The sequence below is a fragment of the Naasia sp. SYSU D00057 genome (assembly GCF_017916505.1).
In the GTDB taxonomy this organism is placed as follows: domain Bacteria; phylum Actinomycetota; class Actinomycetes; order Actinomycetales; family Microbacteriaceae; genus Naasia.
On the sequence record NZ_JAFMSZ010000001.1, the window covers coordinates 891,069 to 914,265 of the forward strand.

Below are 23,197 nucleotides of genomic sequence, written 5' to 3' on the forward strand. Positions count from 1 at the left end.
GCTCCAGATGCTCAGGGTGCGTGGGAGGTGCGGGACGGTCGGGGTCAGGCGGACGCGTGGAGCGCGATGCGGCGCGTGGCCGTCTCGCGGTGGGCGTCCATGGCCTCCGACGTGGAGATGGTCTCGACGGCGGGCGCGAGCGCGGGCGTCGCCTCGCGCGACACGCGCTGGAACGTCAGCGGCTTGAGGAACCGCGAGACGGACAGCCCGGCGCTGTGCTTGGCGCCGCCGGCCGTGGGGAGCACGTGGTTCGTGCCGGCCATCCCCTTGTCGGAGTAAGCGACGGTGCTCCAGGGCCCCAGGAAGACGGAGCCGTAGTTGGTCAGCCGCGAGAAATAGTAGTCGTCGTCGGCGGTGAGCACCTCGAGGTGCTCCGGCGCGAGGTCGTCCATCAGCGCGATCGCGGTCTCGGGGCTGTCCGCGACCGTGATCGAGCCGTAGTCGCGCCAGGCCGGTCCGGCGATCGGCTCGGTGGAGAGGACGGCGAGCTGGCGGTCGACCTCGACGAGCACCTCGTCGGCGAGCCGCTGCGAGGTGGTGACGAGCGCGGCCGGCGAGTTGACGCCGTGCTCGGCCTGGCCGAGCAGGTCCGCCGCGACGAGGCCGGCGTCGGCGCTGTCGTCGGCGAGGACGGCGACCTCGGAGGGGCCGGCGAGCAGGTCGATGGCGACGGTGCCGAACAGCTGGCGCTTCGCCTCCGCGACGAACGCGTTGCCGGCGCCGACGAGCATGTCGACCGGGGCGTCGCCGACGAGGCCGAAGGCCATCGCGGCGAGGGCCTGGACGCCGCCGATCACGAACACGCGGTCCGCGCCGGAGAGGTGCGCGGCGTAGAGCACGGCGTTGTTGGCGCGGCCGTCGGGCCCCGGCGGGGTGCAGGCGACGACGGTGGGCACGCCCGCGACCTTCGCGACGCCCACGGTCATGAACGCGCTGGCGGTCAGCGGGAAGCGGCCGGCCGGGAGGTAGGCGCCGACGCGGCCGACGGGGATGTAGCGGACGCCGGTCTCGAGGCCGGGGACCAGCTCGACCGAGAAGTCCTTCAGGTGCGAGCGCTGCTCGTTCGCGAACGCCTTGGTGCGGGCGGAGCCGAGCTCGATCGCCTCGCGGAGGTCGGCGGGCAGCGCGTCGCCGCTCGCGGCCAGCTCGGCGCCCGACAGCTCGAAGTCGCGGTCGTCCCAGCGGTCCAGGTCGCGGGCGTAGCGGCGCACCGCGTCCAGTCCGTCGCGCTCGATGGTGGACAGCATCTCGGAGACGGTGGCGATCACCTTCGGGTCGCGCTGGGCGGCGGGGGCGGTGACGCCGGGCGTCTTGACGTGCGAGAAGCGTCCCTCGAGGGAGGCGAGAACGGGAGCGGAGAAGAGCATGCGGGCGACGCTAATCGAAGCCCAAATATCGGACCAGAGCCCGACCTCCTTGACGTGGCATAGGGTTCTCCTGTGTCAATCGGGCAGTACCGGGCGTTCGTGGTCGCCGCGGAGACGGGATCCTTCACGGCCGCCGCCATCGACCTCGGCATCACCCAGCCGTCCGTCTCCGAGCTGGTGCGCCGCCTGGAGAGCGAGTACCAGGTCCAGCTCTTCGTCCGGGGTCCGCGCCGGCTGACCCTCACCGCCGCCGGTGAGGAGCTGCTTCCGCACGCCCAGCAGATCGTCGCCGGGGCAGAGGCGGCGGAGCGGACGCTGAGCGACATCCAGAGCCTCGAGGGCGGCGTCGCCACGTTCGGCCTGCTCCGGAACGGCGACTACTACCTGCTGTCCTCCCTCATCGAGCGCTTCCATGCCGAGTATCCGAACGTGCGGGTGCGCCTCGTCGGGCTCAACTCGGTCGAGGTCGCCGCGGCGGTCTCGACGGGCGAGCTCGAGGCCGGGCTCGTCGTGCTGCCGATCGACGACGAGGACCTCGTCGTCACCCCGCTCTTCCGGGATGAGGTGTTCTACGCGAGCGCCGACCCGGCCCGCCTGCAGAAGCCCAAGACGATCGCCGAGTTCTGCGCGGCGCCGCTCGTGCTCTACGACGCGCACTACGGCTGGCGCGACCCCACCCGGCGACAGCTGGCCGCCCGGGCCCAGCTGGAGGGTCTGCGCGTCGAGGCCCGCATCGAGGTCGAGCACATCGAGGCGGCGCTCGGCCTCGTCAGCCGCGGCGCGGGCGACACGATCGTGTGCCGCGCGATCGCGGAGTCGTCGACCATGCCCGAGGGGGTCGGCGTCGTGCCGTTCGAGGAGCCGCTCTACGACACGATCGCGATGATCCGGGGCCGGTCCGCCGGCCTCTCCCCCGCGACGCGGGAGCTGATGCGCTTCGCCCGCGACATGATCCCCGGCCCGCTCCCGCAGGGCTGACCGCGTGCGCCGGCTGTGCGGATGCTGCGGATGACTCACGACGGTGTACGGGGGTGCGGATGTCCGCATGACCCGCGGCGGGACAGGCGCCACCCGCGGGGCCGGCTCGCCGGTCAGGGCCTCAGCGCGTAGAACCGGAACGCGGCGAAGTCCTCGATCGGCAGCACTTCGACCGCCGAGAAGCCCGCCTCGGCCGCGTACCGCTCGAGGACGGCGCGGCGCATCACCGTGCCCGTGCCCACCGAGTCCGGCGTCGAGAGGCTGTCGGGCAGACAGACCAGCAGGCTGTAGCCGTACATGAGGCGCTCCAGCTCGTCGCCCTCCGGCGTGAAGCCGTCGGCCACCGCCTCGTCCATCACGACGAGGATCCCGTCCGGGGAGAGCGCATCCCGGATCGCGGCGAGCACCGATTGCGGGTGCGGAAGGTCGTGCACCGCCTCGAACACGAACGCGACGTCGAACCCGCTCTCCTCGAGTGTGCTCGCATCCCCCGCACGGAAGTCCACGCGTTCCCCGAGTCCCGCGTCGCGGGCGTTGCCGCGCGCCCGGTCGATGGACGGCGCGTCGATGTCGACGCCGACCAGAGCCGCCTGCGGGTACGCCCGGGCCAGCGCCAGGGTCGACCACCCGAGCCCGCAGGCGACGTCGAGGATCCGAGCACCCGGCCTCGTCAGGCGCTCGTGCAGGTCGGGGACGGCCGCGAGGGCCGGTGCGAGGCGCTGCTCGAACCACGGGCGGTTGATGTCCGCCTGCGATTCCCGGGCGTCGTCGCCGAGCTGCGCCCACGAGACGCCTCCACCGTTCCGGTAGGCCTCGACGAGTGCCGGCAGCTGTGCGAGGGATGCGGCGAACATCCGGGCGACCGGCGCCGAGAAGAGCAGCGAGTCGCGGTCGACGAGCACCTCGCGCACCGCGTCCGGCACGACGTACCGGCGCCCGGTCGAGTCCTCGGACACGACCGCGAGGATGCCCGACACCGCCTGCTGCTCGAGCCACTCCCGCGCGTACCGCTCGTGCGTTCCGGTCCGGGCCGCGAGATCCGCCGGCTCGAGCCCACCCTCGCCCGCATCCGCGAGCGCCCGGTACCAGCCGAGCCGGTCACCCAGGTGGATGCTGACGAGGTCCACGAGACCGAGCGCCGATTGCAGCACCCGCTCGGCGAACTCCTCGGCGCCGACGGGCGGACGCCGGGTGCTGAGATCGGTCATCGGAGCGCTCCTCATCGAGTCCGGCCATTGCGGACGCCACGGGGAGGTGCGGGGATGCGTCCGACGCCGCGATCCTGCACCGCAGGCGGGATCGGCGCAAGGTCGTCCGTCGCGCGGGTCCTGCGGACAAGTCGCGACGGTCTACCAGCGCGAGTTGTCCGCACGACCCGCGGACCCGCGGCTAGTCGACCGTCAGGGTGGCGGAGCGCACCTTGCGGCGCAGCGAGCGGAACTGCTCGCGCAGCTTCGCGCTCAGCGGCGGCACCTCGGTGATCGGGTCCTCGACCGGCTCACCGCGGTACATGTGCTCGAACACCTGCAGCGTCGTGTCGATGTCGTGCGGCTCGATGAGGCGCAGCGACGCGTTCTTCATGACGAGCAGCTCCTCCTCGGGCAGCCGCAGCACGCGCTCGATGCGGTCCGCGAGCGCCTGCGAGTCGCCGGGCGGGAAGAGGTAGCCGTTCTCGCCGTCGTGCACGAGGTGAGGCAGCGCCATCGCGTCCGCGGCGACGACCGGGAGCCCGGACGCCATCGCCTCCATCGTCGCGATGCTCTGCAGCTCGGCGATGCTCGGCATGGCGAAGACCGTCGCCTCGGTGAGCACGCGGCGCAGGCGCTGGTCCGTGACCCGGCCGTGGAACTCGACCCGGTCGCGGATGCCGAGCTTGCCGGCCTGGTTCTCGAGGTTCCTGCGCTGGTCGCCGTCGCCGACGATGTCGAGGTGCACGTCGAGGTCCTCGGGCAGCAGCGCGACGGCCTCGAGCAGCTTGTCGAGCTGCTTCTCCGGCGCGACACGACCGTGGAAGGCGATGCGGTTCCGCGTGCGCGGCTCGAAGCTCGGCGTGTAGTCGGCGGCGCGGATGCCGCACGACACCGCGTGCACTCCACGGAGGCCCGTCTGCTGCTCGAGGTAGTCGGCGGCCCGGCGCGTCGGGGAGGTCACCTCGGCGGCGCGGCCGAGGATGCGGGCCGCGTCCTTCCACGCGATCCGCACCGACAGCGGCCAGATGAATCGGGGCAGGCCGGTGAACTCGATCAGGTTCTCGGGCATGAAGTGGTTGGTGGCGACGATCCGGACGCCGCGCTTCACCGCCTGGTTCGACGCGCCGCGCCCTGCGATGAAGTGCGACTGGATGTGCACCACGTCCGGCTTGACCTCGTCGATGATGCGCGCGGCGTTCGCGTTGATGCGCCACGGGTAGACGAAGCGGATCCAGTCGTGCTTCAGCCAGCGGAGGCTGAGCAGGCGGTGCACGGTGAAGGTCTGGCCGGCGTGGCGCTCGCGGAAGGCGCCTGCGCGGTTGTTGTGCGACTGCGCGAGCACGTGCACGTCGTGGCCGCGCTCGGTCAGCCCTGCGGCGAGCCGCATGGCGAAGTTGGCGGCGCCGTTCACGTCGGGCGGGAACGTGTCCGCGACGATGAGGACGGTGAGCGGAGAGTCGTCGCCGGGAACGGGGCCGGCGGTATCTGAGGCGTCGATCGGACTTCCTTGCGGTGCCATTGACTGGGTGGGTCTCACTTCCGGGCGCTTTCACGCTACCGCACGCCTCCGGACGACCGCAGGACGCGGTCCGCGAGCCGCGGATCCCGTCAGCGCTGGGTCTGCGGGTGGTGCTTGGCGAGGTCGAAGACGCCGAAGACGGCGATGGCGCCGGCTACGACGAACGCGAACACCGCGTACAGCGGGGCGGCCTGCGCCTCGCCGAGCACGACGACGCCGATGGCGACGGCGACCATCGGATCGATGACCGTCAGACCGGCGATGACGAGGTCGGGCGGGCCGGCGGAGTACGCGGTCTGGACGAAGTAGGCGCCGAGCGCGGCCGCGGCGAGCAGCCCGGCGAGGCAGAGGAGGGTGAGCCACTCGAAGTCGCCCTGCACGAGACGGTTGATGACGACCTTGGCGAGCGTCGCGACGAAGCCGTAGAGCACCCCCGCGCCGATGATGTAGCCGACCGCTGGCACGTGGTGCCGCAGGAACAGGAAGGCGACGAAGAAGAGAGTCAGCACGACCGCGAGGATCACGAGGATGATCACGAGCTGACGGTCGCGGATCACGCTCTCCACCGCGGTGAACGCGGCGATCGTGACGAACAGGCCCACTCCCCCGACGCAGAGCACGATCGCCCGGATAGTCCGCCTGTTGAGCGGCGTGCGAGTGACCCGGGCGTTGAGGATCGACGTGATCACGAGGGCGATCGCGCCGAGCGGCTGCACGACGATGAGCGGCGAGAAGCGGAGGCTCAGCAGCTGCAGCACGATGGCGAGCCCGAGCATCAGCGTGCCCATGACCCAGGCCGGACGGCTGAGGAGCAGCATGAGCTGGCGCATCGACAGCCCGGGTGTCCCCGTGCCGTGGTGCTGCTCCACCTTGATGACGCCGCTGTGCTGGAACTGGGCGCCGAGGCTGAGGAACACGGCGCCGACCAGGGCGAGCGGGATGCCGATCGCCTGCCCGGGACGCGAGATGAGCTCCTCGGTCAGGTCGGTCAGCTCGGGCGGCACGGAACCAGACTCTACCGGCGGGTCCGGGCCGATAGTCTGAGCGGCATATGGCGATCCTCCCCATCCGCATCACCGGTGATCCGGTGCTGCACGAGCCCGCCGAGCCGGTGACCCGCTTCGACGACGAGCTGCGCACCCTCGTGGACGACATGTACGACACGATGTTCGCGGCGCCCGGCGTCGGGCTCGCCGCGCCGCAGGTCGGGGTGCCGCTGCGGCTGTTCGTCTACAACTACCCGGACGACGACGGCAACGACCGCCGGGGCGTCGCCATCAACCCCGAGCTGTGGATCACTCCGCCGCCGACGGGCGAGGCGGACGAGGACTACGAGTCGGAGGGCTGCCTCTCCGTGCCCGGCGAGCGGTATCCGCTGCGCCGCGCCGAGAAGGCGATCCTGCGCGCTGTGGACCTCGACCAGAAGCCCTTCGAGATCGAGGCGTCCGGCTGGTTCGCCCGCATCTTCCAGCACGAGTTCGACCACCTCGACGGGGTGCTCTACGTCGACCGCCTCGAGTTCGTGCACCGCCGGCGCGCGGTGAAGACGATCGTGAAGCGCGGCTGGGGCAAGCCGGGGTCGTCCTGGCTGCCGGGCGTCGACGACCTCGAGGGCTGACGGACCTCGCCATTCGCAGCGGCTCCGGCGGCTCTCAGGCCGCCCAGCCGAGGAGCCGAAGCACGGCCGCGGCGGCTGCGGCGGCGATCACGACGACGACGAACGGCACTCGCAGCGCGAACAGCACCGCGGCGAGGGCGACGGCCGGCACCCGGGCGTCGACGACGAGGGCCGTGCCGGTCGAGACGGTCTGCACCGCGATGAGCGCGGCGAGCAGCGCCACCGTGACGAGGTTCGCGGTGCGCGCCGCGGCAGGCTTCTCGAGCACCGACGACGGCACGAGGTAGCCGGCGAACTTCAGCGCGAGGCACGCGATCGACGCGAGCAGCACGATCTGCCAGAGCGTCACGTCGGCTCCTCCTCGGCGTCGAGCGCCGCCGCTCGCACGGCGAAGAGATCGAACATCCCGACCACCACCGCGACCGCCGCGGCGAGGAGGACCGGCAGGCCCGCGGGCAGCACCGGCACGAGGGCGGTCGCGACCACGGCGGCGCCGATCGCGACGGCGACCGGCTGCAGCTCGCGCAGCCGGGGCCAGAGCAGCCCGAGGAACGCGGCGCCCGCCGCGGCGTCGAGCCCGTACTGGCGGACGTCGCCGAGCGCGTCGCCGAGCAGCGCGCCGACGAGCGTGGTGAGGTTCCAGCCGAGGTAGACGACGAGGCCGGTCACCCAGAACCCGCGGCGCTGGGCGGCGAGCGTCGGCTGTGCGGTCGAGACGGCGGTCGTCTCGTCGATCGTCAGCATCGCGGCGGCGGTCTTGCGCCAGAAGCCGCCGCCGATCATCGGCTTCACGCGGATCCCGTAGAGCACGTTGCGGGCGCCGAGCAGGGCCGCTCCCGCGATTCCGGCCGGTCCCGCGGCGAGCCCGCCGGAGGCGATCACCCCGACGATGGCGTACTGCGATCCGCCGGTGAACATGACCAGGCTGAGCACGCAGGTCTGCCAGATGTCGAGCCCGGCCGCGACGGAGAGCGCTCCGAAGGAGACGCCGTACGCGGCGGTGGCGACGCCGACCGCGACGCCCGAGCGGGTGGCCGCCCGCAGCGGATCGCGGTCCGCGACGCTAGCGCGTGCCGCCACGGGTCAGGTCGACCCCGTGCACGCCGTTGTGGTGGCGCAGCGCCGGGAAGACCGCCGACACCGAGAAGCCGACGCCCGCCGTCTGGCTGGCCGAGAACACGCCGCCGAACAGCTCGGTGCGCTCGCGCATCTCCTCGATGCCCGGGCCGGTGATCTCCTGGGTCAGCGACCGCAGGTCGTCCTCCACGGTGTAGCCGGCGCCACCGAAGTCGGGGTCGAGCCCCTTCCGCAGCGCGGCGTTGCGGATGCCGTTGTCGTCCACGCGCACCTGGAGGCCGGAGCCGATCCAGGTGAAGCCGACGCGCGCCTCGGTCCCGTCGCCCCCCCACTTGAGCGAGTTGCTCAGCGCCTCCTGGAGGATGCGGTAGATGGCGAGCTCGGCGCCCGAGCTGAGCTCGTAGGGCTCCCCCGCCTCGTCGAAGCTGACGCCGAGTCCGGCGTCGCGCATCACCTTGAACAGGTCGCGCGTCGACTTGAGGGTCGGCTGTGGAGCGACGTCCGCCTCCGACTCGCGGACCAGCGTGTTGACGCGGCGCATGTCGGCCATCGCGGCACGACCCGAATCCGCGATCGTCGCGGCGGCGCGCACCGCGGCGGCCGGGTCGCTCGCGGCGGCGTACCGGGCGCCCTCCGCGTCGGCGATGATCGACTGCACCCGGCCCAGGGCGATCTCGTGCAGCTCGCGGATGATCCGGAGCCGGCCGCCCTGCTCGGCCACCGACAGCTCGAGGTCGACCCGGGCGCGGGCGGACGCGGTCTGCTCGGACGCGAGGAGCCGGGCGCGGCCACGGGCGCGGACCCAGAGCACGAGGAACACGACCGCGAGGAGGGCCGGCACGGCGATCAGGGCCGCCGTGAGGGCGGCGTCGAGGGGCCAAGCCATGCGCGCCAGTCTAGGCTTTCGGGCCAGAGCGGCCCGGAAGCCGATAGGCCGGGTCGCGGATCGGAGACGCGGGTGGATGCGGCACGGGCGCGAGCGCTGCTCGCCGACGCGGACGCCGCCGCCGTGCGCACGCTCGCCGACCTGGGGGCGGAGATCGCGGCGATCACCGTCGCGCGCCAGGACGCGAACTCCGACGACGAGCACGACCCGGAGGGCGCGACGATCGCGTACGAGCGGTCGCAGGCGGACGCGCTGCGCCGCGCCGCCGAGGAGCGCCGGGCGGCGGTGGCCGCAGCGGTCGCCCGGCTCGACGAGGGCCGCTACGGCGGCTGCGCGCGCTGCGGCCGTCCGATCCCGGAGGGACGCCTGGAGGCGCGCCCCTGGGCCGACACGTGCGTGGAGCACGCCCGCTGAAGAAGGAGGAGACGGATGAGCCGGATCGACGTGCCCGCGGGGACGATCGTGCGCACCTGGACCGGGTGGGTGCGGCCTGAGGACGCGGAGGCGTACGCGCGCTACATCGAGGAGACCGGGATGGCCGAGTACCGGTCGACGCCCGGCAACCTGGGCGCCTACATGGTCCTCACCGAGGAGGGCGAGCGGACGAGGGTGTCGACGGTGTCGTTCTGGACGGACCTCGACGTGATCCGCGGCTTCGCCGGCGACGACATCAGCCGCGCGGTCTTCTACGACGAGGACGACCGCTACCTGGTCGCCCGCGAGACGACGGTCACCCACGGCCGCGTGGTGTGAGACGCCCCTAGAGGGCCAGCACCATGTACACGCTGTAGGGGTCGAGCGTGTAGTCGCCGAACGGGTCCGTCTCGCGGAAGCCGGCGCGCTCGTAGAGGCGGCGGGCCGGGGCGAAGAACTCCTGGCTGCCCGTCTCCAGGTAGAGCGCGGAGTAGCCGCGCCGGCGGCCCTCCTCCGTGAGGGAGGCGAGCACCGCTCCCCCGACGCCGCGCCCTCGCGCCGCGGCGGCCGTGCGCATGGACTTCAGCTCGCCGGCCGACGGGGAGAGCTCCTTCAGCGCGCCGCAGCCGAGCAGATCGCCGTCCGGAGTCCGAGCCGTCAGGAAGGCGATCCCGGGCTGGGCGAGCGCCTCGACGTCGAGGGCGTGCACGCTTTCGGGCGGTGACTCGGCCCGCATGTCCGCCATGTGCTCGGTGAGCAGCGCGACGATGTCGTCCCGACGCACGTCGTCCCGCTCGATGCGAAGCCCCACCGCGCTCCCGGACGGAGTCGCCTTCCCCATCGCGCCCTTCCTGATCTGAACCGTTCCGAACGGTGGCGAGCCTAGCCAGCGACTGTGTCGGGCGCGTTTCGGGCTGCGCGGAACAGGAGATCCGCTCTACAGGACGGCGCGCCGTCCTGATCCGCATGCGAAACCGGACGCTCATCCTGATCGGCGTGGAATCTCCTGATCCGCGGAGGTGGCGGAGGTGGCGGAGGTGGGAGCTCCTCCAAAGCAGAACGCCCCAGCCGTGGCGGCTGGGGCGTTCTCGTGGCTCCCCGACTTGGACTCGAACCAAGAACCTGCCGGTTAACAGCCGGCTGCTCTGCCAATTGAGCTATCGAGGAATGGCGCTGAACTACTTTAGCGCACCCGGAGGGGCTCGGCGTTCAATACCCCGCCCGCGGGTCGACGATGCCGACGAAACGGCCAGTGGAGACGTACGCCTCCACGTTCAGGCGGATCCGCTCGGCGAGCAGCGGCGCGATCATCTCGGGCGTGTCGGCCGAGTGCGGGGTCACGAGCGCCCGGTCCTCGGTCCACAGCGGATGGCCGTCCGGCAGCGGCTCCGGATCGGTCACGTCGAGCCCGGCGAAGCCGAGCCGCTCCTCGCGCAGCGCGGCCACCAGCGCGTCGGTGTCGACGAGCGCGCCGCGGGCGATGTTGACGAGCACGGCGGTCGGCTTCAGCAGCGCGAGGCGGTCCGCGTCGATCAGGTGCCGCGTCTCGCTCGTGCTGGCGGCGGCGAGCACGAGGATGTCGGCGTCGGGCAGGACGTCGTCGAGGCGGTCGGCGGACACTGTGCGGTCCGCGCCCTCCACCGGATCGGCGCTGCGCCGGACGACGGTGGCGTGCACGTCGAACGGCCGCAGCAGCCGCAGCAGCTCCACGGCGATGCCGCCCGCGCCGACGATGACCACGTTGCGGCCGTACAGGGACTCGCCCTTCTTGTCGCCCCACGACGCGGCGCGGGCGCGCTCGGTCAGCGACCGGAGCCCGGCGAGGGCCAGCGCGAGCGCGTGCTCCGCGACCGGCTGCGCGTAGGCGCCCTTCGCGCTCGTCCAGACGAGGTCGGGGCGGTCGTGGTCGGCGAGCGCCTGGGCGAACCGGTCGACGCCTGCCCAGGGCAGCTGCACCCACTGCACGTTCGGCCCCTCGTCGAGGGCGCTGAGCAGTCCGTCGGGATCCGCGGGACCGAGCCACACGATCGCCCGCGTCTCGGCGCCGAGGGATGCCACCTGGCCGCCGCCCGAGCGGACCGCCTCGAGGTACTCCTCCGTCACGTCCTCCTCCGGCAGCACCGCGATGGGGCCGACCTGCGGCCGCCGGTCGTCCTCGACCACCTCGACGGTGGCGCCCTCGACGGCGCGGTGGGTGAAGCGGCTCAACGATCGTCCTCCAGGTCCAGGTCGGGCAGCTCGATCGGCCCGGTCGCGATGCGGTACTCCTCGGCGAGGCCGCGCACGTAGGGGTGGCCCGGCTGCTCGAGCACCTCGTCGAGACGGCCGAGGCCGACCAGGTGTCCGCCCTGCAGCACGGCGACCCGGTCGGTGACACGCGCCGTGACGGCCGCCTCGTGACTGATGAGGAGAGCCGAGAAGTCGTGCTCGCTCTGCAGCTCGAGGATCGTGTCGAGGACCGGCCCGCGCGCGGTGACGTCGACCCCGGCGGTCGGCTCGTCGGCGACCCAGAGCAGCGGACGCAGGATGAGGGACCGCGCGATGGCGACCCGCTGCCGCTGCCCGCTCGAGATCTCGTGCGGGAACAGCCCCATCACCTTGAGGGGCAGCTGCACGGCGTCGAGCAGCTCCGCGACGCGGGCGCCCAGCTCCCGGCGGTCGTACTTCGAGTCGCGGGCCAGCACCGGGTCCCCCACATTCTCGGCGATCGTGTGGCCGGGCCGCAGGAGCCGCCCGGCGTGCTGCGGCAGGTAGCCCACCTCGTCGGTGAGCTTGGTGCGGGCGCGGGAGCCGAGCCGGCGCAGCTCCTGGCCCAGCACCTTGACGGACCCGCCCGTGATCCGCGGGACGTCGTCACCGAGGCCGCGACCGACCTCACCCGCGAGAATCCGGGCGAGCGTGCTCTTGCCGGATCCGGTCTCGCCGACGAGCCCCATGAGCTCGCCCCGACCGATCGTGAAGCTCACGCCGTCGAGCGCGCGGTGCGCCGAGTGCCCGCGCACTGCGGGGTACTCGACGGTGGCATCGCTGACGGAGACGACGACGTCACCGGCGAAAGGCATGCCTCTCATTCTGCCGGGTCGCGCCCCGCCCGCTCACCGCTCACGGTCGCGCAGCGCGCGCAGCTCCTCCCGCCGCTTCGCCTGGGCCACCGGGTCCGGGACGGGGAGGGAGGCGAGGAGCCGCTGCGTGTAGGGGTGCTTCGGCGAGCCGAGCACCTCCGCTCCGGTGCCCTCCTCGACCAGGTCCCCGCGGTACAGCACCGCGATCCGGTCGGCGAGGAGGTCGACGACGGCGAGGTCGTGGCTGATGAACAGGCACGCGAAGCCGAACTCGTCCTGCAGCTCGGCGAACAGCTCCAGCACGCGGGCCTGCACCGAGACGTCGAGCGCGGAGGTCGGCTCGTCGGCGATCAGCAGCTTCGGCGACAGCGCGATGGCCCGCGCGAGGCTGGCCCGCTGGCGCTGGCCGCCGCTCAGCTCGTGCGGGTACCGGTCGCCGTACGCACGCGGCAGCTGCACCGCCTCGAGCAGCTCGTCCACCTTGGGGCGCGCTTCAGCGGCGTTTCCGGCCCGGCCGTGCACGACGAGCGGCTCGGCGACCGCCTGCGCGATCGTCAGCAGCGGGTTGAAGCTCGAGGCGGGGTCCTGGAAGACGAAGCCGATGTCGACGCGGTGCGGCTTGAACGCCCGCTCCTTGACGCCGTTCATCTCCGTGCCGAGGACCTCGAGGGAGCCGCCGGACACCTTCGTGAGCCCGGCGATCGCGCGGCCGATCGTCGTCTTGCCCGAGCCGCTCTCACCCACGAGGCCGAGGACCTCGCCGGCGCGGATGTCGAAGCTGACGCCGTTCACGGCGCGGAAGGCGCCGCGGCCGAGGCGTCCCGGGAACTCGATGACGAGATCGCGCGCGCTCACGAGCGGGGCCGCCTCCGGGGCGGCGCTGCGCGCGGCGGCCCGCGCCGCCGTCTTCGCGCTGCCCTGGCCGACGTACGGGACGGCAGCGAGCAGGTCCTTCGTGTATTGCTGCGTGGGCGCGGAGAAGAGGGTGCGCGTGTCCGCCTGCTCCACGAGCTTGCCCTGGTACATCACCGCGACGCGGTCGGCGAGGTCGGCGACGACGCCCATGTTGTGGGTGATGAGCACGATGGCGGCCCCGAACTCGTCGCGGCAGCGGCGCAGCAGGTCGAGGATCTCGGCCTGCACCGTGACGTCGAGGGCGGTGGTCGGCTCGTCCGCGACGATGAGGCCCGGATTCAGGAGGAGCGCCATCGCGATGACGACGCGCTGCTTCTGTCCGCCCGAGAACTGGTGCGGGTAGTAGTCGACCCGCTTCTCCGGCTCCGGGATGCCCACCCGGCGCAGGATGTCGATGGCCTGCTCGCGGGCGTCCTTCCGGCTGACCCGACCGTGCGCCCGGATGCCCTCGGCGATCTGCCAGCCGACGGTGTAGACGGGGTTGAGGGCGGTCGAAGGCTCCTGGAAGACCATCGCGACCTCGCGCCCGCGGATCTCCCGCAGCTTGGCGCGGGACAGGGCCACCACGTTGGTGGCGCCGCCCTCCCCGGAGAGCACGACCGCGCCGGTCGCGGTGGCCGTCTCCGGCAGCAGCCCGAGGATCGTCTTCGCGGTGACGGTCTTGCCGCTGCCGCTCTCCCCCACGATCGCGAGGACCTCCCCGCGCTCGACCTGCAGGCTGACCCCGTCGACGGCCTTCACCGCGCCGGCGTCGGAGGCGAACGAGACCTCGAGGTCCCTGATGTCGACGACGCTCATCGCGCCCCCCCTTCGAGTCCGTCGATGCCGCCTGGCGCGTCGAGCACGCCGCCCGGCACGACGGAGGTCTCCGCCACGTCACCGGCGCCCACGGCAGCGGCCCGACGCTGGCGGAGGCGGGGGTCGGCGAGGTCGTTGAGGCTCTCGCCGACAAGCGTGATGCCGAGCACGGCGAACACGATCGCGAGCCCCGGGAACAGCCCGGTCCACCAGATGCCGCTCGTGACGTCCGCGATCGCCTTGTTGAGGTCGTAGCCCCATTCGGCGGCGGCGGTCGGCTCGATGCCGAAGCCGAGGAAGCCGAGGCCGGCGAGGGTGAGGATCGCCTCCGACGAGTTGAGCGTGAAGATGAGCGGCAGCGTGCGCGTCGCGTTGCGGAGCACGTGCCGGAACATGATCCGCGTGGTCGGCGCGCCGATGACGCGGGCCGACTCGACGAACGCCTCCGCCTTGATGCGGACCGTCTCGGCGCGGATCACCCGGAAGTACTGCGGGATGAACACCACCGTGATCGAGATCGCCGCGGCCATCACGCCGCCGAGGAGACTCGACTGGCCTCCGGAGATGACGATGGCGACGACGATCGCGAGCAGCAGCGACGGGAACGCGTAGACCGCGTCCGCCACCACGACGAGGACCCGGTCGACCCAGCCGCCGAGGTAGCCCGAGACGAGTCCCAGCAGGACGCCGATGAAGATCGACAGGACGACGGCGACGATGATCACGAGGAGCGCGGTCTGCGTCCCCCAGATCACGCGCGAGAACACGTCGAACCCGCCGACGGTCGTCCCCCACAGGTGCTCCGCGCTCGGGGGCTGACGGGAGCCGAAGGCGCCCGCCTCGCCGCGCAGCTGGTTGTAGCCGTAGGGCGCGAGCAGCGGGGCGGAGATCGCGACCAGCACGAACACCCCGGTCAGCACCAGGCCGACGACGAGCATGAACCGCTGCAGGCCGACGCTCTGGCGGACCTGATGGACGACGGGCAGCCGGTCGACGAGGCGCCGGCGGGGCGCGGTGGCGGCGGTCATCAGTACCTCACCCTCGGGTCGATCAGGGCCGCGATGATGTCGACGAGGAAGTTCGTCACAGCGACGATCACGGCGAGGAGGGCCACGATGCCCTGCACGGCGACGAAGTCGCGCGCCTGCAGGTACTCGACCAGCTGGAAGCCGAGGCCCTTCCACTCGAACGTCGTCTCGGTGAGCACGGCGCCGCCGAGCAGCATCGCGATCTGCAGGCCGATGACCGTGATGATCGGGATGAGCGCCGGCTTGTAGGCGTGCTTGCGGACCAGCCGGAACTCGCTGACGCCGCGTGAGCGCGCGGCGTCGACGTAGTCGCGGCCCAGGGTGCCGATCACGTTCGTGCGGACGAGCCGGAGGAAGATGCCGCCCGTGAGCAGGCCCAGCGCGATCGCGGGGAGGACCGCGTGCAGCAGGACGTCCTGGATGATGTCCGAGTTGCCCGTCCGGATCGCGTCGATCAGGTAGATGCCCGTCGCGTTGTCGAGGAGGGTGAGGTCGAGCTCCGAGCGCGTGGAGGCGCGTCCCGCGACCGGGAGCCAGCCGAGCTGGACCGAGAAGATCAGCTTGAGCAGCAGGCCGGCGAAGAAGACGGGCGTCGCGTAGCAGAAGATCGCGAAGATGCGCAGGACGGCGTCGCCCCAGCGGTCGCGGAAGTATGCGGCGACCATTCCGAGCGGGATGCCGACGAGAAAGGCGACGATCAGCGAGTAGAAGGCGAGCTCGAGGGTCGCGCCGCCGTAGGTGAAGAGCACCTCGATGACGGGGCGGTTGTCGCTGATCGTCGTGCCGAAGTTGCCGGTGAAGACCTGGCCCAGGTACTCGAGGTACTGGACGAGGAGTGGCCGGTCGTAGCCGGCCTCGCGGATGCGCTCTGCGAGCTGGTCCGGAGGGAGCCGCCCGCCGAGCGCCGCCGTGATCGGGTCACCGGTCGTCCGCATGAGCAGGAAGACCAGGGTGACCAGGATGAACACGGTCGGGAAGATCAGCAGGAAGCGGATGAGGATGTAGCGGCCGAGGCCGCCTCCCCCGCCGCGCGTCTTCGCGGCGGGCGCTGCCGGTGCCGTTCCCGGCGGGGTCTCGACCGGCACTCCGGTTGTCGTCATCGTGTCCTTCGAATGAGGTGGACAGAGATCGAGGGGCGACCCGCTCGCGCGGATCGCCCCTCGATGGAGGAGATCAGCCCTTGGTCAGCGGAGCGAAGCGGAACTTGAACGACCCGTCAAGGGTAACGCCGTCCACGTCCGCGCCCGAGACCGCGACCTGAGCGCCCTGGAGGTACGGCACCGTCGACAGGTCCTGCGCGACCTGCGTCTGGATGTCCTCGATGAGCTGCGTGCGGGCGCCGGCGTCGGCCGTCGTCAGCTGCTGCGCGATCATCGAGTCGACCTCGGGGTTGTCGTAGTGGTTGCTGAGGAAGTTCTCCGTGCGGAAGAACGGGGTCAGGTAGTTGTCGGCGTCCGAGTAGTCCGGGAACCAGCCGAGCTGGTAGGCCGGGTACACGTCGGCGACGCGGTCCTTCGAGTACTGGACCCACTCCGTCGTCTGCAGGTTGACGGTGAAGAGGCCGCTCGACTCGAGCTGGTCCTTGATGAGCGCATACTCGTCACCCGACGACGGGCCGTAGTGGTCGTTGCTGTACTGGAGGTTCAGCGTGACCGGCGTGGTGACACCCGCGTCCGAGAGTCGCTGCGCGGCCTTGTCGGCGTCCGGGGCGCCCTGACCGTCGCCGTAGAGCTCCTTGAGCGGCTCGATGGCGCCGGTGAGGCCCTCCGGGACGAAGGAGTACAGCGGAGTGTAGGTGTCCTGGTAGACCTGGCTCGCGATCTCCTCGCGGTCGATCAGGTCGGCGACCGCCTGGCGCACCGCGAGGGCCTTCGCCGGGTCGGCCTCGGCCGTGGTCGCGCCGAACGGCTGGGTGTTGAAGTTGAAGACGATGTAGCGGATCTCGCCGCCCGGTCCGTCCCACACCTTCACGCTGTCGTCACCGCGGAGGTCGTCGATGTCGGTCGCGGAGAGGCTGCGCGCCGCGACGTCGATGTTGCCCTCCTGCAGGTCGAGCCGCATGTTCGACGAGTCGGCGTAGTACTTGAGGTTGACCGCCTCGTTCTCGGCCGGGCCGAGGAGGCCCTGGTAGTCGTCGTTGCGCACGAACGCGACCAGGTTGTTGAAGTCGTAGCTCTTGATCGTGTACTGGCCCGCGAACGCGTTCGCGTCCACGATCTCCTGGTCGGGGGTCAGCGCGTCGGCGGCGAAGACCTCCTCGTCCACGATGGCGCCCGGGAAGCTCGAGAGCACCTGCGCGAACGTCTGGTCGTTCTCCGCCTTCAGGTTGAACACGACCGTGGTGTCGTCGGGCGCGTCGACGCTCTCGAGGTTGCTCAGCAGCGAGGCCGGGCCGTTCGGGTCGTTGATCGCGAGCTGGCGGTCGAAGGTGAACTTCACGTCCGAGGAGGTGAGCTCGTTGCCGTTCGCCCAGGTGAGCCCCGAGGGCAGCGTCACCGTGAACTGGGTGGGAGCGGTGAACTCCGCCGACTCGGCGAGGTCGGGCTCGACGTCCGCGCTGCCGTAGGGCGAGTTCATGAGGTAGGGGAAGACCTGGGTCTGCACCGCGAGGGAGCCGTTGTCGTAGGAGCCCGCGGGGTCGAGGGTCGTCACCTTGTCGGTGGTGCCCACGATGATCGAGCCGCCCGAGCCGGAGCCGCCGCCCGAGTTGCCGCCGCCGCCGCCGGAGCCGGAGCAGCCGGCGAGGGCGATGGCCGCCGCCGAGACACCGGCGGTCGCGACGAGCACGCGACGGAACCGGCGGGAGAATGCGGATGTCATATCCGTCTTACCTCTTTCGTAGAAGTTCCCCTGCGAATGGCAGGGGGCACGCGGCATGACCCGCGCGAGCTGTGACACTCCGGTCTAGCACACCTTGGGATCGCTCCCGGGCCGGTGCGCACTTCGTTATGCCGCCGCAACCTGCCCCGAACGGCGTCGCAGACCGGGCACGCGTTTTCCGCCGCTGATCAGCCGTCGCGCAGGGAGCGCCGCTCCGCCTCCAGAGTGACGAGGTCGCGCTGGAGCCCGCGGTAGCGATCGGGATCCTCCCCGGCGGGCGTGCGCTGCAGCTGGCGGAGGAGCTCGCTCTTCCGGCGCTGCAGGTCGCGGTCCACGAGCCGGGTCGCGACGTCCCGCACGTAGATCGTGAGAGCCTCCTCGCCGCGCTGCTGCGGCAGCGGCGCGATGGCGAGCTGCTGGACGAGCGGGGCGAGCGGCTCCGGTGCGGCGCCGACCACCGTCTCCAGCCAGGCCGGCGACTCGGCGGCGTCCGTCGAGGCGCGCACCGCATCGCGCACGGCGGCGAGGGCCCGGTTGGCGAAGCCCGAGGCCATCGCACGATCGAGCAGTGCCCGGCCGACGAGCTGCGGGAACTGCAGGATCGCCATCAGCGCGTCCCGCTCGAGACGGGTCGCCGGGTCGGACGGAAGCTGCGCGAGGGTCGGGCCGCGGAGCGGGGCCGGCTCGTCGTACTCGTCGGGCGGCGGGGCGTCCCGCTCGTCCGGCGGAGCGTCGCGATCATCGGGAGGCGGCCCGCCGTGCGCATCGCCCGCCGCGTACCGGTCGCCGGGTCCCCGGCGCGCCGGACCGGTCGACGCCGGGCCGCGCTGCGGCCGCCCGGCCGCGGGGCGCTGATCAGGCCGGCCGCGGGCGTCCGCGCGATCGGCGCTCGCCGTGCGCCCGCCCGAGGACGCGACGGCACGGGTGACATCCTCGATGTCCATGCCGAGCCAGCGGGCGAGCTCGCGGGCGTAGCCGGGGCGCAGCGAGGGGTCGCGGATACCGGCGATGATCGGCGCCGCCGCCCGCAGAGCGGCCACGCGTCCCTCGACGGTGTCGAGGTCGTGGGAGCGCAGCTGCTGGCGGATGATGAACTCGAACATCGGCTTCTTGGCGTCGATCATGCCGCGCACCGCCTCGTCGCCGCGGGCGAGGCGCAGGTCGCACGGGTCGAGCCCCTCCGGCCCGGTCGCGACGTACGTCTGCGCGGCGAAGCGCTGCTCCTCGCCGAACGCGCGGACGGCCGCCTTCTGGCCGGCGGCGTCCGGGTCGAAGGTGAAGATCACCTCGCCGCTCGCGGAGTCGTCGCCGAGCACGCGGCGCAGGACCTTGATGTGGTCGACGCCGAAGGCGGTGCCCGACGTCGCCACCGCGGTGGTGATGCCCGCTAGATGGCAGGCCATGACGTCCGTGTAGCCCTCGACGACCACGACCTGCTTGCTGCGGCCGATCTCCCGCTTGGCGAGGTCGAGCCCGTACATCACCTGGGCCTTGTGGTAGATCGGCGTCTCGGGGGTGTTGAGGTACTTGGGGCCCTTGTCGTCGTCGAACAGGCGCCGGGCGCCGAAGCCGACCGTCTCGCTCGACAGGTCGCGGATCGGCCACACCACGCGGCCGCGGAACCGGTCGTACACGCCGCGGTCGCCGCTCGACACGAGGCCGGCGGCGAGGAGCTCCTGGTCGGTGAAGCCGCGGCCGCGGAGGTGCTTGGTCAGCTCGTCCCAGCTCTTCGGGGCGTAGCCGACGCCGAAGTGGGCGGCCGCGGCGCGGTCGAAGCCGCGCTCCCCCAGGAACCGGCGTCCGGCGTCGGCGCCGGGGGTCGCGAGCTTCTCGACGAAGAACTCGGCCGCCGCGCGGTTCGCGGCGAACAGGCGGGCGCGGTTGCCCGCCTCCTGAGCGGGGGCGGAGCCGTCCTCGTAGCGGAGCGTGATGCCGACGCGGGCGGCCATCCGCTCGACCGCCTCCGCGAAGGTGACGTGGTCCATCTTCTGCAGGAACGTGTACACGTCCCCGCCCTCGCCGCAGCCGAAGCAGTGGTAGAGGCCGACCTGCGGGCGGACGTGGAAGCTGGGACTGCGCTCGTCGTGGAAGGGGCAGAGCCCCTTGAGGGAGCCGACCCCGGCGGACTTCAGCGCGACATAGTCGCCAACCACGTCGGCGAGGTTCACGCGGGTGCGCACCTCGTCGATGTCCGCCTTGAGAATGCGCCCCGCCATGAGGTCGATTCTAGGTTCGGCGCCCGACCCGCCCGGCCGCCGCTCCCCCGGTCCGTGCGCGGAAGCGGCGCAGCAGGAGGTGGGAGGGAGCGCGGCGGACCGGGCCCGGAAGCACGCGGTAGACCGCGAGCACCGCGCGGAAGGTGCGCGTGAACCGGCGCTCGAGCTCGGGCGTCCAGCGGACGCCGTAGCCGGAGCGGATCGGCTCCGGCAGCAGGCCCGCCGTGAGCAGGCGGGCGAGCGGCATGAGCGCGCGCATCCAGAGCGGCCCGGATTCGGGCCGCAGCAGAGCGGTGGCCAGGCCTCGGGCGACCGGGGTCACCTCGAGGAGGGCGAGCTGCTCGCGCCAGTAGACCGCGAAGGCCGCCCGGTCGGCGGGCCAGAGCTCGGCGGGCATGCCGAGCGCGGTGCCGATGCGCGCGTCCTCGCGGTACAGCTCGTCGGCGAGCGCGTCGGGCAGTGGACCGTGCACCGCCTCGGCTACCTGCACGGTCGTGTCGTAAAGGGTGGCCGCGACCCACAGCTGCAGGTCCGGGTCGCGTGCGTCGTAGCCGTCGCCGCGGACGCCCCGGTGCGCGCCGCCGACGTACCGGGCGACGAGGCGCGTCTCCTCCTCGCTCCCGAACGCCAGTACATAGAGGTACTCGAGCGTGCCCCAGAGCCGCTTCAGCGGATCCTCGGCGAAGCGGCTGTGCTCGGCGACGCCTCGGGCGACCGACGGATGCGCGAGCTGCAGCAGCAGCGCACGGCCGCCGCCGGCGAGGAGGGCGCCCTCGGCCGAGAGCTCCGCGTAGCTGCGCGGGCGGCGGATCAGTGCACCAGGCGCTCGTGCCATGCCATGGCCGACTGATCGGTGAGGCTCGCGACCTGGTCGACGATCGCCCGCCGCCGGGCGGCGTCGTCCGCGGCGTCGCGGTGGTCGGCGGCGAAGGCGGGATCGAGGGCCTCTGGCCGCTCGACGAGGACGTCGGCCAGCTCCTGCAGCAGGTCGCGCTGCTGCTGGTACACCGGGGTCCTGGTGGTGTTCGTCATGACGAACGCGGCGACGATGCCCTTCATCACGGCGATCTCGGCGCCGATCTCGGCGGGGACCACCACGTGCGCCGAGAAGCGGCTCAGCTTCTCCTGCGGGAACGCGGCCCGGGTGGCACGCGTCGCGGCGCCCGCGAAGCGGCCGATCAGCTGGCTCGTCAGGTTCTTGAGGTGGCCCTGGTCCCGGCGCGAGCCGTCCCAGCCGGACAGCCAGAACGGCAGTGCCTGCAGCCGCTCGAACGCGGCGATCAGCTCGGCGTGGTTGTACTCCCCGCCGATCCAGGAGTGCATCGCCGTGACGAGGTCGTCGTCCTCCTCGCGGCGGGCGAGGGCTGCGACGTCGATGTACCCGCCGGTCACCGCGTCCTCGAAGTCGTGCACCGAGTAGGCGATGTCGTCGCTGAGGTCCATGACCTCCGCCTCGATGCAGCGGACGTCGGCGGGAGCCCCCTGGCGCATCCACTCGAAGGCGTCGGCGTCGTCGGCGTAGTAGCCGAACTTGGCGCGTCCGCTCGGGTCGTCGACAGCGCCCGCCATCGACCACGGGTACTTGCAGCTCGCGTCGAGGCTCGCGCGGGTCAGGTTGACGCCGAAGGGCGCGCCCGCCGTGCCGAACACCTTCGGCTCGAGGCGGGTGAGCAGCCGGAAGGACTGGGCGTTGCCCTCGAAGCCGCCGATGTCGGCCGCCCACTCGGCGAGCGCCTTCTCGCCGTTGTGGCCGAACGGCGGATGCCCGATGTCGTGCGCGAGGCACGCGGTGTCGACTATGTCCGGGTCGAGACTGAGGGCGAGACCGATCTCGCGGCCCACCTGGGCGACCTCGAGGGAGTGCGTGAGGCGGTTCCGGGCGAAGTCGAGGCCCGCGGTGGGGCTGAGCACCTGCGTCTTGGCGGCGAGCCGGCGGAGCGCGCTCGAGTGCAGCAGGCGGGCGCGGTCGCGCGCGAAGTCGCTGCGGCGGTTCGAGTGCTGCTCCGGGAGGCGGCGGTCCCGGTCACGCGGCTCGTACCCCGCCGTGGGGCGCGCGTCAGCCGCCACTGTTGTGCAGCTCCGCGCCCGCGACCTCGCAGCGCTCGTCGACGCCGATGGTGCGGCTCGCGAGCCAGTTCTCCGGCAGCACGGGGCGCTTCGGGCTGCCGGCGCGGCCGCGCTGGCCCTCGGCGGCCTCGCCCGGGTAGGGCGCGGTCGCGTCCATCGTGCCGAGCAGGTCGTCGATCTCCTGCAGGCTCGACGCGGTGGCGAGGCTCGCGCGGAGCTCGCCGCCGACCGGGTAGCCCTTGAAGTACCAGGCGACGTGCTTGCGGATGTCGCGGCAGCCGCGCTCCTCGCTGTCGAAGAACTCGACGAGCAGCTCGGCGTGCCGGCGGAAGGTCGCCGCGACGACACCGAGGCTCGGCATCGCGACGCGGTCCTCCCCCGCGAAGGCGGCGGCGAGGTCGCCGAAGAGCCAGGGCCGGCCGAGGCAGCCGCGACCGACGACGACGCCGTCGCAGCCCGTCTCCGCGACCATCCGGAGCGCGTCCGCGCCGGACCAGATGTCGCCGTTGCCGAGCACGGGCACGCTCGTGACCGTCTCCTTGAGCTTCGCGATCGCCGACCAGTCGGCGTTGCCCGAGTAGAACTCGGCGGCGGTGCGGGCGTGCAGCGCGATGCTGGCGACTCCGGCGCCCTCCGCGATGCGGCCTGCCTCGAGGTAGGTGAGGTGGTCGGAGTCGATGCCCTTGCGCATCTTGACCGTCAGCGGCACGTCCCCCGCGGCGCGCACGGCGCCCTCGACGATGTCCCGGAACAGGTCGACCTTCCACGGCAGGGCCGCGCCGCCGCCCTTGCGGGTGACCTTCGGGACGGGGCAGCCGAAGTTGAGGTCGATGTGGTCGGCGCGGTCCTCCTCGACGAGGATGCGCACCGCCTCCGCGGTGGTCTTCGGGTCGACGCCGTACAGCTGGATCGAGCGAGGCGTCTCCGACTCGTGGTGCGTGATCAGCCGCATCGTCTCCGGCGTCCGCTCGACGAGGGCGCGCGTCGTGATCATCTCACTGACGTAGAGGCCGGCGCCGAACTCGCGGCAGAGCCGGCGGAACGCGGTGTTCGTGATGCCCGCCATCGGCGCCAGGACGACGGGTGCGTCGAGGCGCAGCGGACCGATCCGCAGCGCGGGGGCCGGAGGGGTGATAACGGACATCCCGTCGATTCTCCCAGATGCGGGCCGTGCTCCCGCCCGGAGCGCATGACGTGCGCTCCGGGCGGGAGTACGATGCCCGGACCCGCTCCCGGCGAACA

Annotated in this window: 22 protein-coding genes and 1 tRNA gene; 4 read left to right on the forward strand and 19 right to left on the reverse strand. The window is 72.2% G+C overall.

The window, feature by feature from the left end:
- Positions 1–44: 44 nt before the first annotated feature.
- Positions 45–1,367 carry a histidinol dehydrogenase gene (gene hisD, locus J3P36_RS04190; protein ID WP_210505981.1) on the reverse strand — a complete coding sequence of 441 codons (1,323 nt, stop codon included), beginning with the start codon at positions 1,365–1,367 and terminating at the stop codon, positions 45–47.
- 72 nt (positions 1,368–1,439) lie between these two features.
- On the opposite strand from hisD, the gene J3P36_RS04195 reads away from it, so the two are divergent.
- Positions 1,440–2,345 (forward strand): LysR family transcriptional regulator, encoded by a 906-nt coding sequence (locus J3P36_RS04195; protein ID WP_210505982.1) that lies wholly within the window; start codon positions 1,440–1,442, stop codon positions 2,343–2,345.
- Between the two features lie 113 nt (positions 2,346–2,458).
- Here J3P36_RS04195 and J3P36_RS04200 read toward each other — a convergent pair whose 3' ends face one another.
- The 3 genes from J3P36_RS04200 to J3P36_RS04210 all read right to left on the reverse strand — a co-directional run bounded on the left by J3P36_RS04200 (position 2,459) and on the right by J3P36_RS04210 (position 6,058).
- Positions 2,459–3,553 (reverse strand): class I SAM-dependent methyltransferase, encoded by a 1,095-nt coding sequence (locus J3P36_RS04200; protein WP_210505983.1) that lies wholly within the window; start codon positions 3,551–3,553, stop codon positions 2,459–2,461.
- Positions 3,554–3,734: 181 nt separating this feature from the next.
- Positions 3,735–5,054, reverse strand: coding sequence for a glycosyltransferase (locus J3P36_RS04205; protein WP_210505984.1), 1,320 nt, complete (start codon positions 5,052–5,054; stop codon positions 3,735–3,737).
- 89 nt (positions 5,055–5,143) lie between these two features.
- Positions 5,144–6,058 carry a DMT family transporter gene (locus J3P36_RS04210; RefSeq protein ID WP_307806943.1) on the reverse strand — a complete coding sequence of 305 codons (915 nt, stop codon included), beginning with the start codon at positions 6,056–6,058 and terminating at the stop codon, positions 5,144–5,146.
- A gap of 47 nt (positions 6,059–6,105) precedes the next feature.
- Here J3P36_RS04210 and def point away from each other — a divergent pair, with 47 nt between their 5' ends.
- Entirely contained in the window at positions 6,106–6,672 is a 567-nt protein-coding gene (def, locus tag J3P36_RS04215; protein WP_210505985.1) for a peptide deformylase, read from the forward strand.
- Between the two features lie 34 nt (positions 6,673–6,706).
- Here the strand turns inward: def and J3P36_RS04220 are convergent, their stop codons facing one another.
- Genes J3P36_RS04220 through J3P36_RS04230 form a run of 3 tightly spaced genes read right to left on the reverse strand, consistent with a single transcriptional unit; the run spans position 6,707 to position 8,635 of the window.
- The gene (locus J3P36_RS04220) at positions 6,707–7,021 is read right to left on the reverse strand and encodes an AzlD domain-containing protein (RefSeq protein ID WP_210505986.1); all 315 of its coding nucleotides are present in this window, start codon (positions 7,019–7,021) and stop codon (positions 6,707–6,709) included.
- Positions 7,018–7,752 (reverse strand): AzlC family ABC transporter permease, encoded by a 735-nt coding sequence (locus J3P36_RS04225; protein WP_210505987.1) that lies wholly within the window; start codon positions 7,750–7,752, stop codon positions 7,018–7,020. Before J3P36_RS04225 ends, J3P36_RS04220 begins: the two co-directional genes overlap by 4 nt.
- Positions 7,736–8,635, reverse strand: a complete 900-nt coding sequence (locus tag J3P36_RS04230) for a sensor histidine kinase (RefSeq protein ID WP_210505988.1) — start codon at positions 8,633–8,635, stop codon at positions 7,736–7,738. Before J3P36_RS04230 ends, J3P36_RS04225 begins: the two co-directional genes overlap by 17 nt.
- Positions 8,636–8,707: 72 nt before the next feature.
- Between J3P36_RS04230 and J3P36_RS04235 the strand changes: the two genes are divergently transcribed.
- Both J3P36_RS04235 and J3P36_RS04240 read left to right on the forward strand, forming a co-directional pair.
- Positions 8,708–9,049 carry a TraR/DksA C4-type zinc finger protein gene (locus tag J3P36_RS04235; RefSeq protein ID WP_210505989.1) on the forward strand — a complete coding sequence of 114 codons (342 nt, stop codon included), beginning with the start codon at positions 8,708–8,710 and terminating at the stop codon, positions 9,047–9,049.
- 15 nt (positions 9,050–9,064) lie between these two features.
- On the forward strand, positions 9,065–9,388 hold the full coding sequence (locus J3P36_RS04240; RefSeq protein WP_210505990.1) for a hypothetical protein: 324 nt from the start codon (positions 9,065–9,067) through the stop codon (positions 9,386–9,388).
- A 7-nt stretch (positions 9,389–9,395) separates the two neighbouring features.
- Here the strand turns inward: J3P36_RS04240 and J3P36_RS04245 are convergent, their stop codons facing one another.
- From J3P36_RS04245 to dusB, 12 genes are all read right to left on the reverse strand, one after another.
- Positions 9,396–9,890 carry a GNAT family N-acetyltransferase gene (locus J3P36_RS04245; protein WP_210505991.1) on the reverse strand — a complete coding sequence of 165 codons (495 nt, stop codon included), beginning with the start codon at positions 9,888–9,890 and terminating at the stop codon, positions 9,396–9,398.
- A 250-nt stretch (positions 9,891–10,140) separates the two neighbouring features.
- A tRNA-Asn gene (locus tag J3P36_RS04250) sits at positions 10,141–10,216 on the reverse strand.
- Positions 10,217–10,258: 42 nt separating this feature from the next.
- The gene (locus J3P36_RS04255) at positions 10,259–11,257 is read right to left on the reverse strand and encodes a D-isomer specific 2-hydroxyacid dehydrogenase family protein (protein WP_246854134.1); all 999 of its coding nucleotides are present in this window, start codon (positions 11,255–11,257) and stop codon (positions 10,259–10,261) included.
- The gene (locus J3P36_RS04260) at positions 11,254–12,111 is read right to left on the reverse strand and encodes an ATP-binding cassette domain-containing protein (protein WP_210505992.1); all 858 of its coding nucleotides are present in this window, start codon (positions 12,109–12,111) and stop codon (positions 11,254–11,256) included. Before J3P36_RS04260 ends, J3P36_RS04255 begins: the two co-directional genes overlap by 4 nt.
- 33 nt (positions 12,112–12,144) lie before the next feature.
- On the reverse strand, positions 12,145–13,824 hold the full coding sequence (locus J3P36_RS04265) for an ABC transporter ATP-binding protein (protein WP_210505993.1): 1,680 nt from the start codon (positions 13,822–13,824) through the stop codon (positions 12,145–12,147).
- Positions 13,821–14,852 (reverse strand): ABC transporter permease, encoded by a 1,032-nt coding sequence (locus tag J3P36_RS04270; protein WP_210505994.1) that lies wholly within the window; start codon positions 14,850–14,852, stop codon positions 13,821–13,823. Before J3P36_RS04270 ends, J3P36_RS04265 begins: the two co-directional genes overlap by 4 nt.
- Positions 14,852–15,952, reverse strand: coding sequence for an ABC transporter permease (locus tag J3P36_RS04275; protein WP_210505995.1), 1,101 nt, complete (start codon positions 15,950–15,952; stop codon positions 14,852–14,854). The genes J3P36_RS04270 and J3P36_RS04275 overlap by 1 nt, the downstream gene beginning before the upstream one ends.
- A gap of 73 nt (positions 15,953–16,025) precedes the next feature.
- Positions 16,026–17,672, reverse strand: coding sequence for an ABC transporter substrate-binding protein (locus J3P36_RS04280; protein ID WP_210505996.1), 1,647 nt, complete (start codon positions 17,670–17,672; stop codon positions 16,026–16,028).
- 188 nt (positions 17,673–17,860) lie between these two features.
- Entirely contained in the window at positions 17,861–19,888 is a 2,028-nt protein-coding gene (gene dnaG / locus J3P36_RS04285) for a DNA primase (RefSeq protein WP_210505997.1), read from the reverse strand.
- A 10-nt stretch (positions 19,889–19,898) separates the two neighbouring features.
- The gene (locus J3P36_RS04290; protein WP_210505998.1) at positions 19,899–20,723 is read right to left on the reverse strand and encodes an oxygenase MpaB family protein; all 825 of its coding nucleotides are present in this window, start codon (positions 20,721–20,723) and stop codon (positions 19,899–19,901) included.
- Positions 20,699–21,955 carry a deoxyguanosinetriphosphate triphosphohydrolase gene (locus tag J3P36_RS04295; RefSeq protein WP_307806944.1) on the reverse strand — a complete coding sequence of 419 codons (1,257 nt, stop codon included), beginning with the start codon at positions 21,953–21,955 and terminating at the stop codon, positions 20,699–20,701. Before J3P36_RS04295 ends, J3P36_RS04290 begins: the two co-directional genes overlap by 25 nt.
- Positions 21,945–23,099 (reverse strand): tRNA dihydrouridine synthase DusB, encoded by a 1,155-nt coding sequence (gene dusB, locus J3P36_RS16215; protein ID WP_246854135.1) that lies wholly within the window; start codon positions 23,097–23,099, stop codon positions 21,945–21,947. Before dusB ends, J3P36_RS04295 begins: the two co-directional genes overlap by 11 nt.
- Between the last annotated feature and the right edge of the window lie 98 nt (positions 23,100–23,197).

Excerpts from the sequence above, each read along its gene's own strand:
- J3P36_RS04205 (WP_210505984.1), bottom strand. The coding sequence starts at position 5,054 with ATGGCACCGCAAGGAAGTCCGATCGACGCCTCAGATACCGCCGGCCCC.
- J3P36_RS04230 (WP_210505988.1), bottom strand. The coding sequence starts at position 8,635 with ATGGCTTGGCCCCTCGACGCCGCCCTCACGGCGGCCCTGATCGCCGTG.
- J3P36_RS04260 (WP_210505992.1), bottom strand. The coding sequence starts at position 12,111 with ATGCCTTTCGCCGGTGACGTCGTCGTCTCCGTCAGCGATGCCACCGTC.
- def (WP_210505985.1), top strand. The coding sequence starts at position 6,106 with ATGGCGATCCTCCCCATCCGCATCACCGGTGATCCGGTGCTGCACGAG.
- hisD (WP_210505981.1), bottom strand. The coding sequence starts at position 1,367 with ATGCTCTTCTCCGCTCCCGTTCTCGCCTCCCTCGAGGGACGCTTCTCG.
- J3P36_RS04265 (WP_210505993.1), bottom strand. The coding sequence starts at position 13,824 with ATGAGCGTCGTCGACATCAGGGACCTCGAGGTCTCGTTCGCCTCCGAC.
- J3P36_RS04245 (WP_210505991.1), bottom strand. The coding sequence starts at position 9,890 with ATGGGGAAGGCGACTCCGTCCGGGAGCGCGGTGGGGCTTCGCATCGAG.
- J3P36_RS04275 (WP_210505995.1), bottom strand. The coding sequence starts at position 15,952 with ATGACGACAACCGGAGTGCCGGTCGAGACCCCGCCGGGAACGGCACCG.
- J3P36_RS04290 (WP_210505998.1), bottom strand. The coding sequence starts at position 20,723 with ATGGCACGAGCGCCTGGTGCACTGATCCGCCGCCCGCGCAGCTACGCG.
- J3P36_RS04240 (WP_210505990.1), top strand. The coding sequence starts at position 9,065 with ATGAGCCGGATCGACGTGCCCGCGGGGACGATCGTGCGCACCTGGACC.
- J3P36_RS04200 (WP_210505983.1), bottom strand. The coding sequence starts at position 3,553 with ATGACCGATCTCAGCACCCGGCGTCCGCCCGTCGGCGCCGAGGAGTTC.
- J3P36_RS04270 (WP_210505994.1), bottom strand. The coding sequence starts at position 14,852 with ATGACCGCCGCCACCGCGCCCCGCCGGCGCCTCGTCGACCGGCTGCCC.
- dnaG (WP_210505997.1), bottom strand. The coding sequence starts at position 19,888 with ATGGCGGGGCGCATTCTCAAGGCGGACATCGACGAGGTGCGCACCCGC.
- dusB (WP_246854135.1), bottom strand. The coding sequence starts at position 23,099 with ATGTCCGTTATCACCCCTCCGGCCCCCGCGCTGCGGATCGGTCCGCTG.
- J3P36_RS04280 (WP_210505996.1), bottom strand. The coding sequence starts at position 17,672 with ATGACATCCGCATTCTCCCGCCGGTTCCGTCGCGTGCTCGTCGCGACC.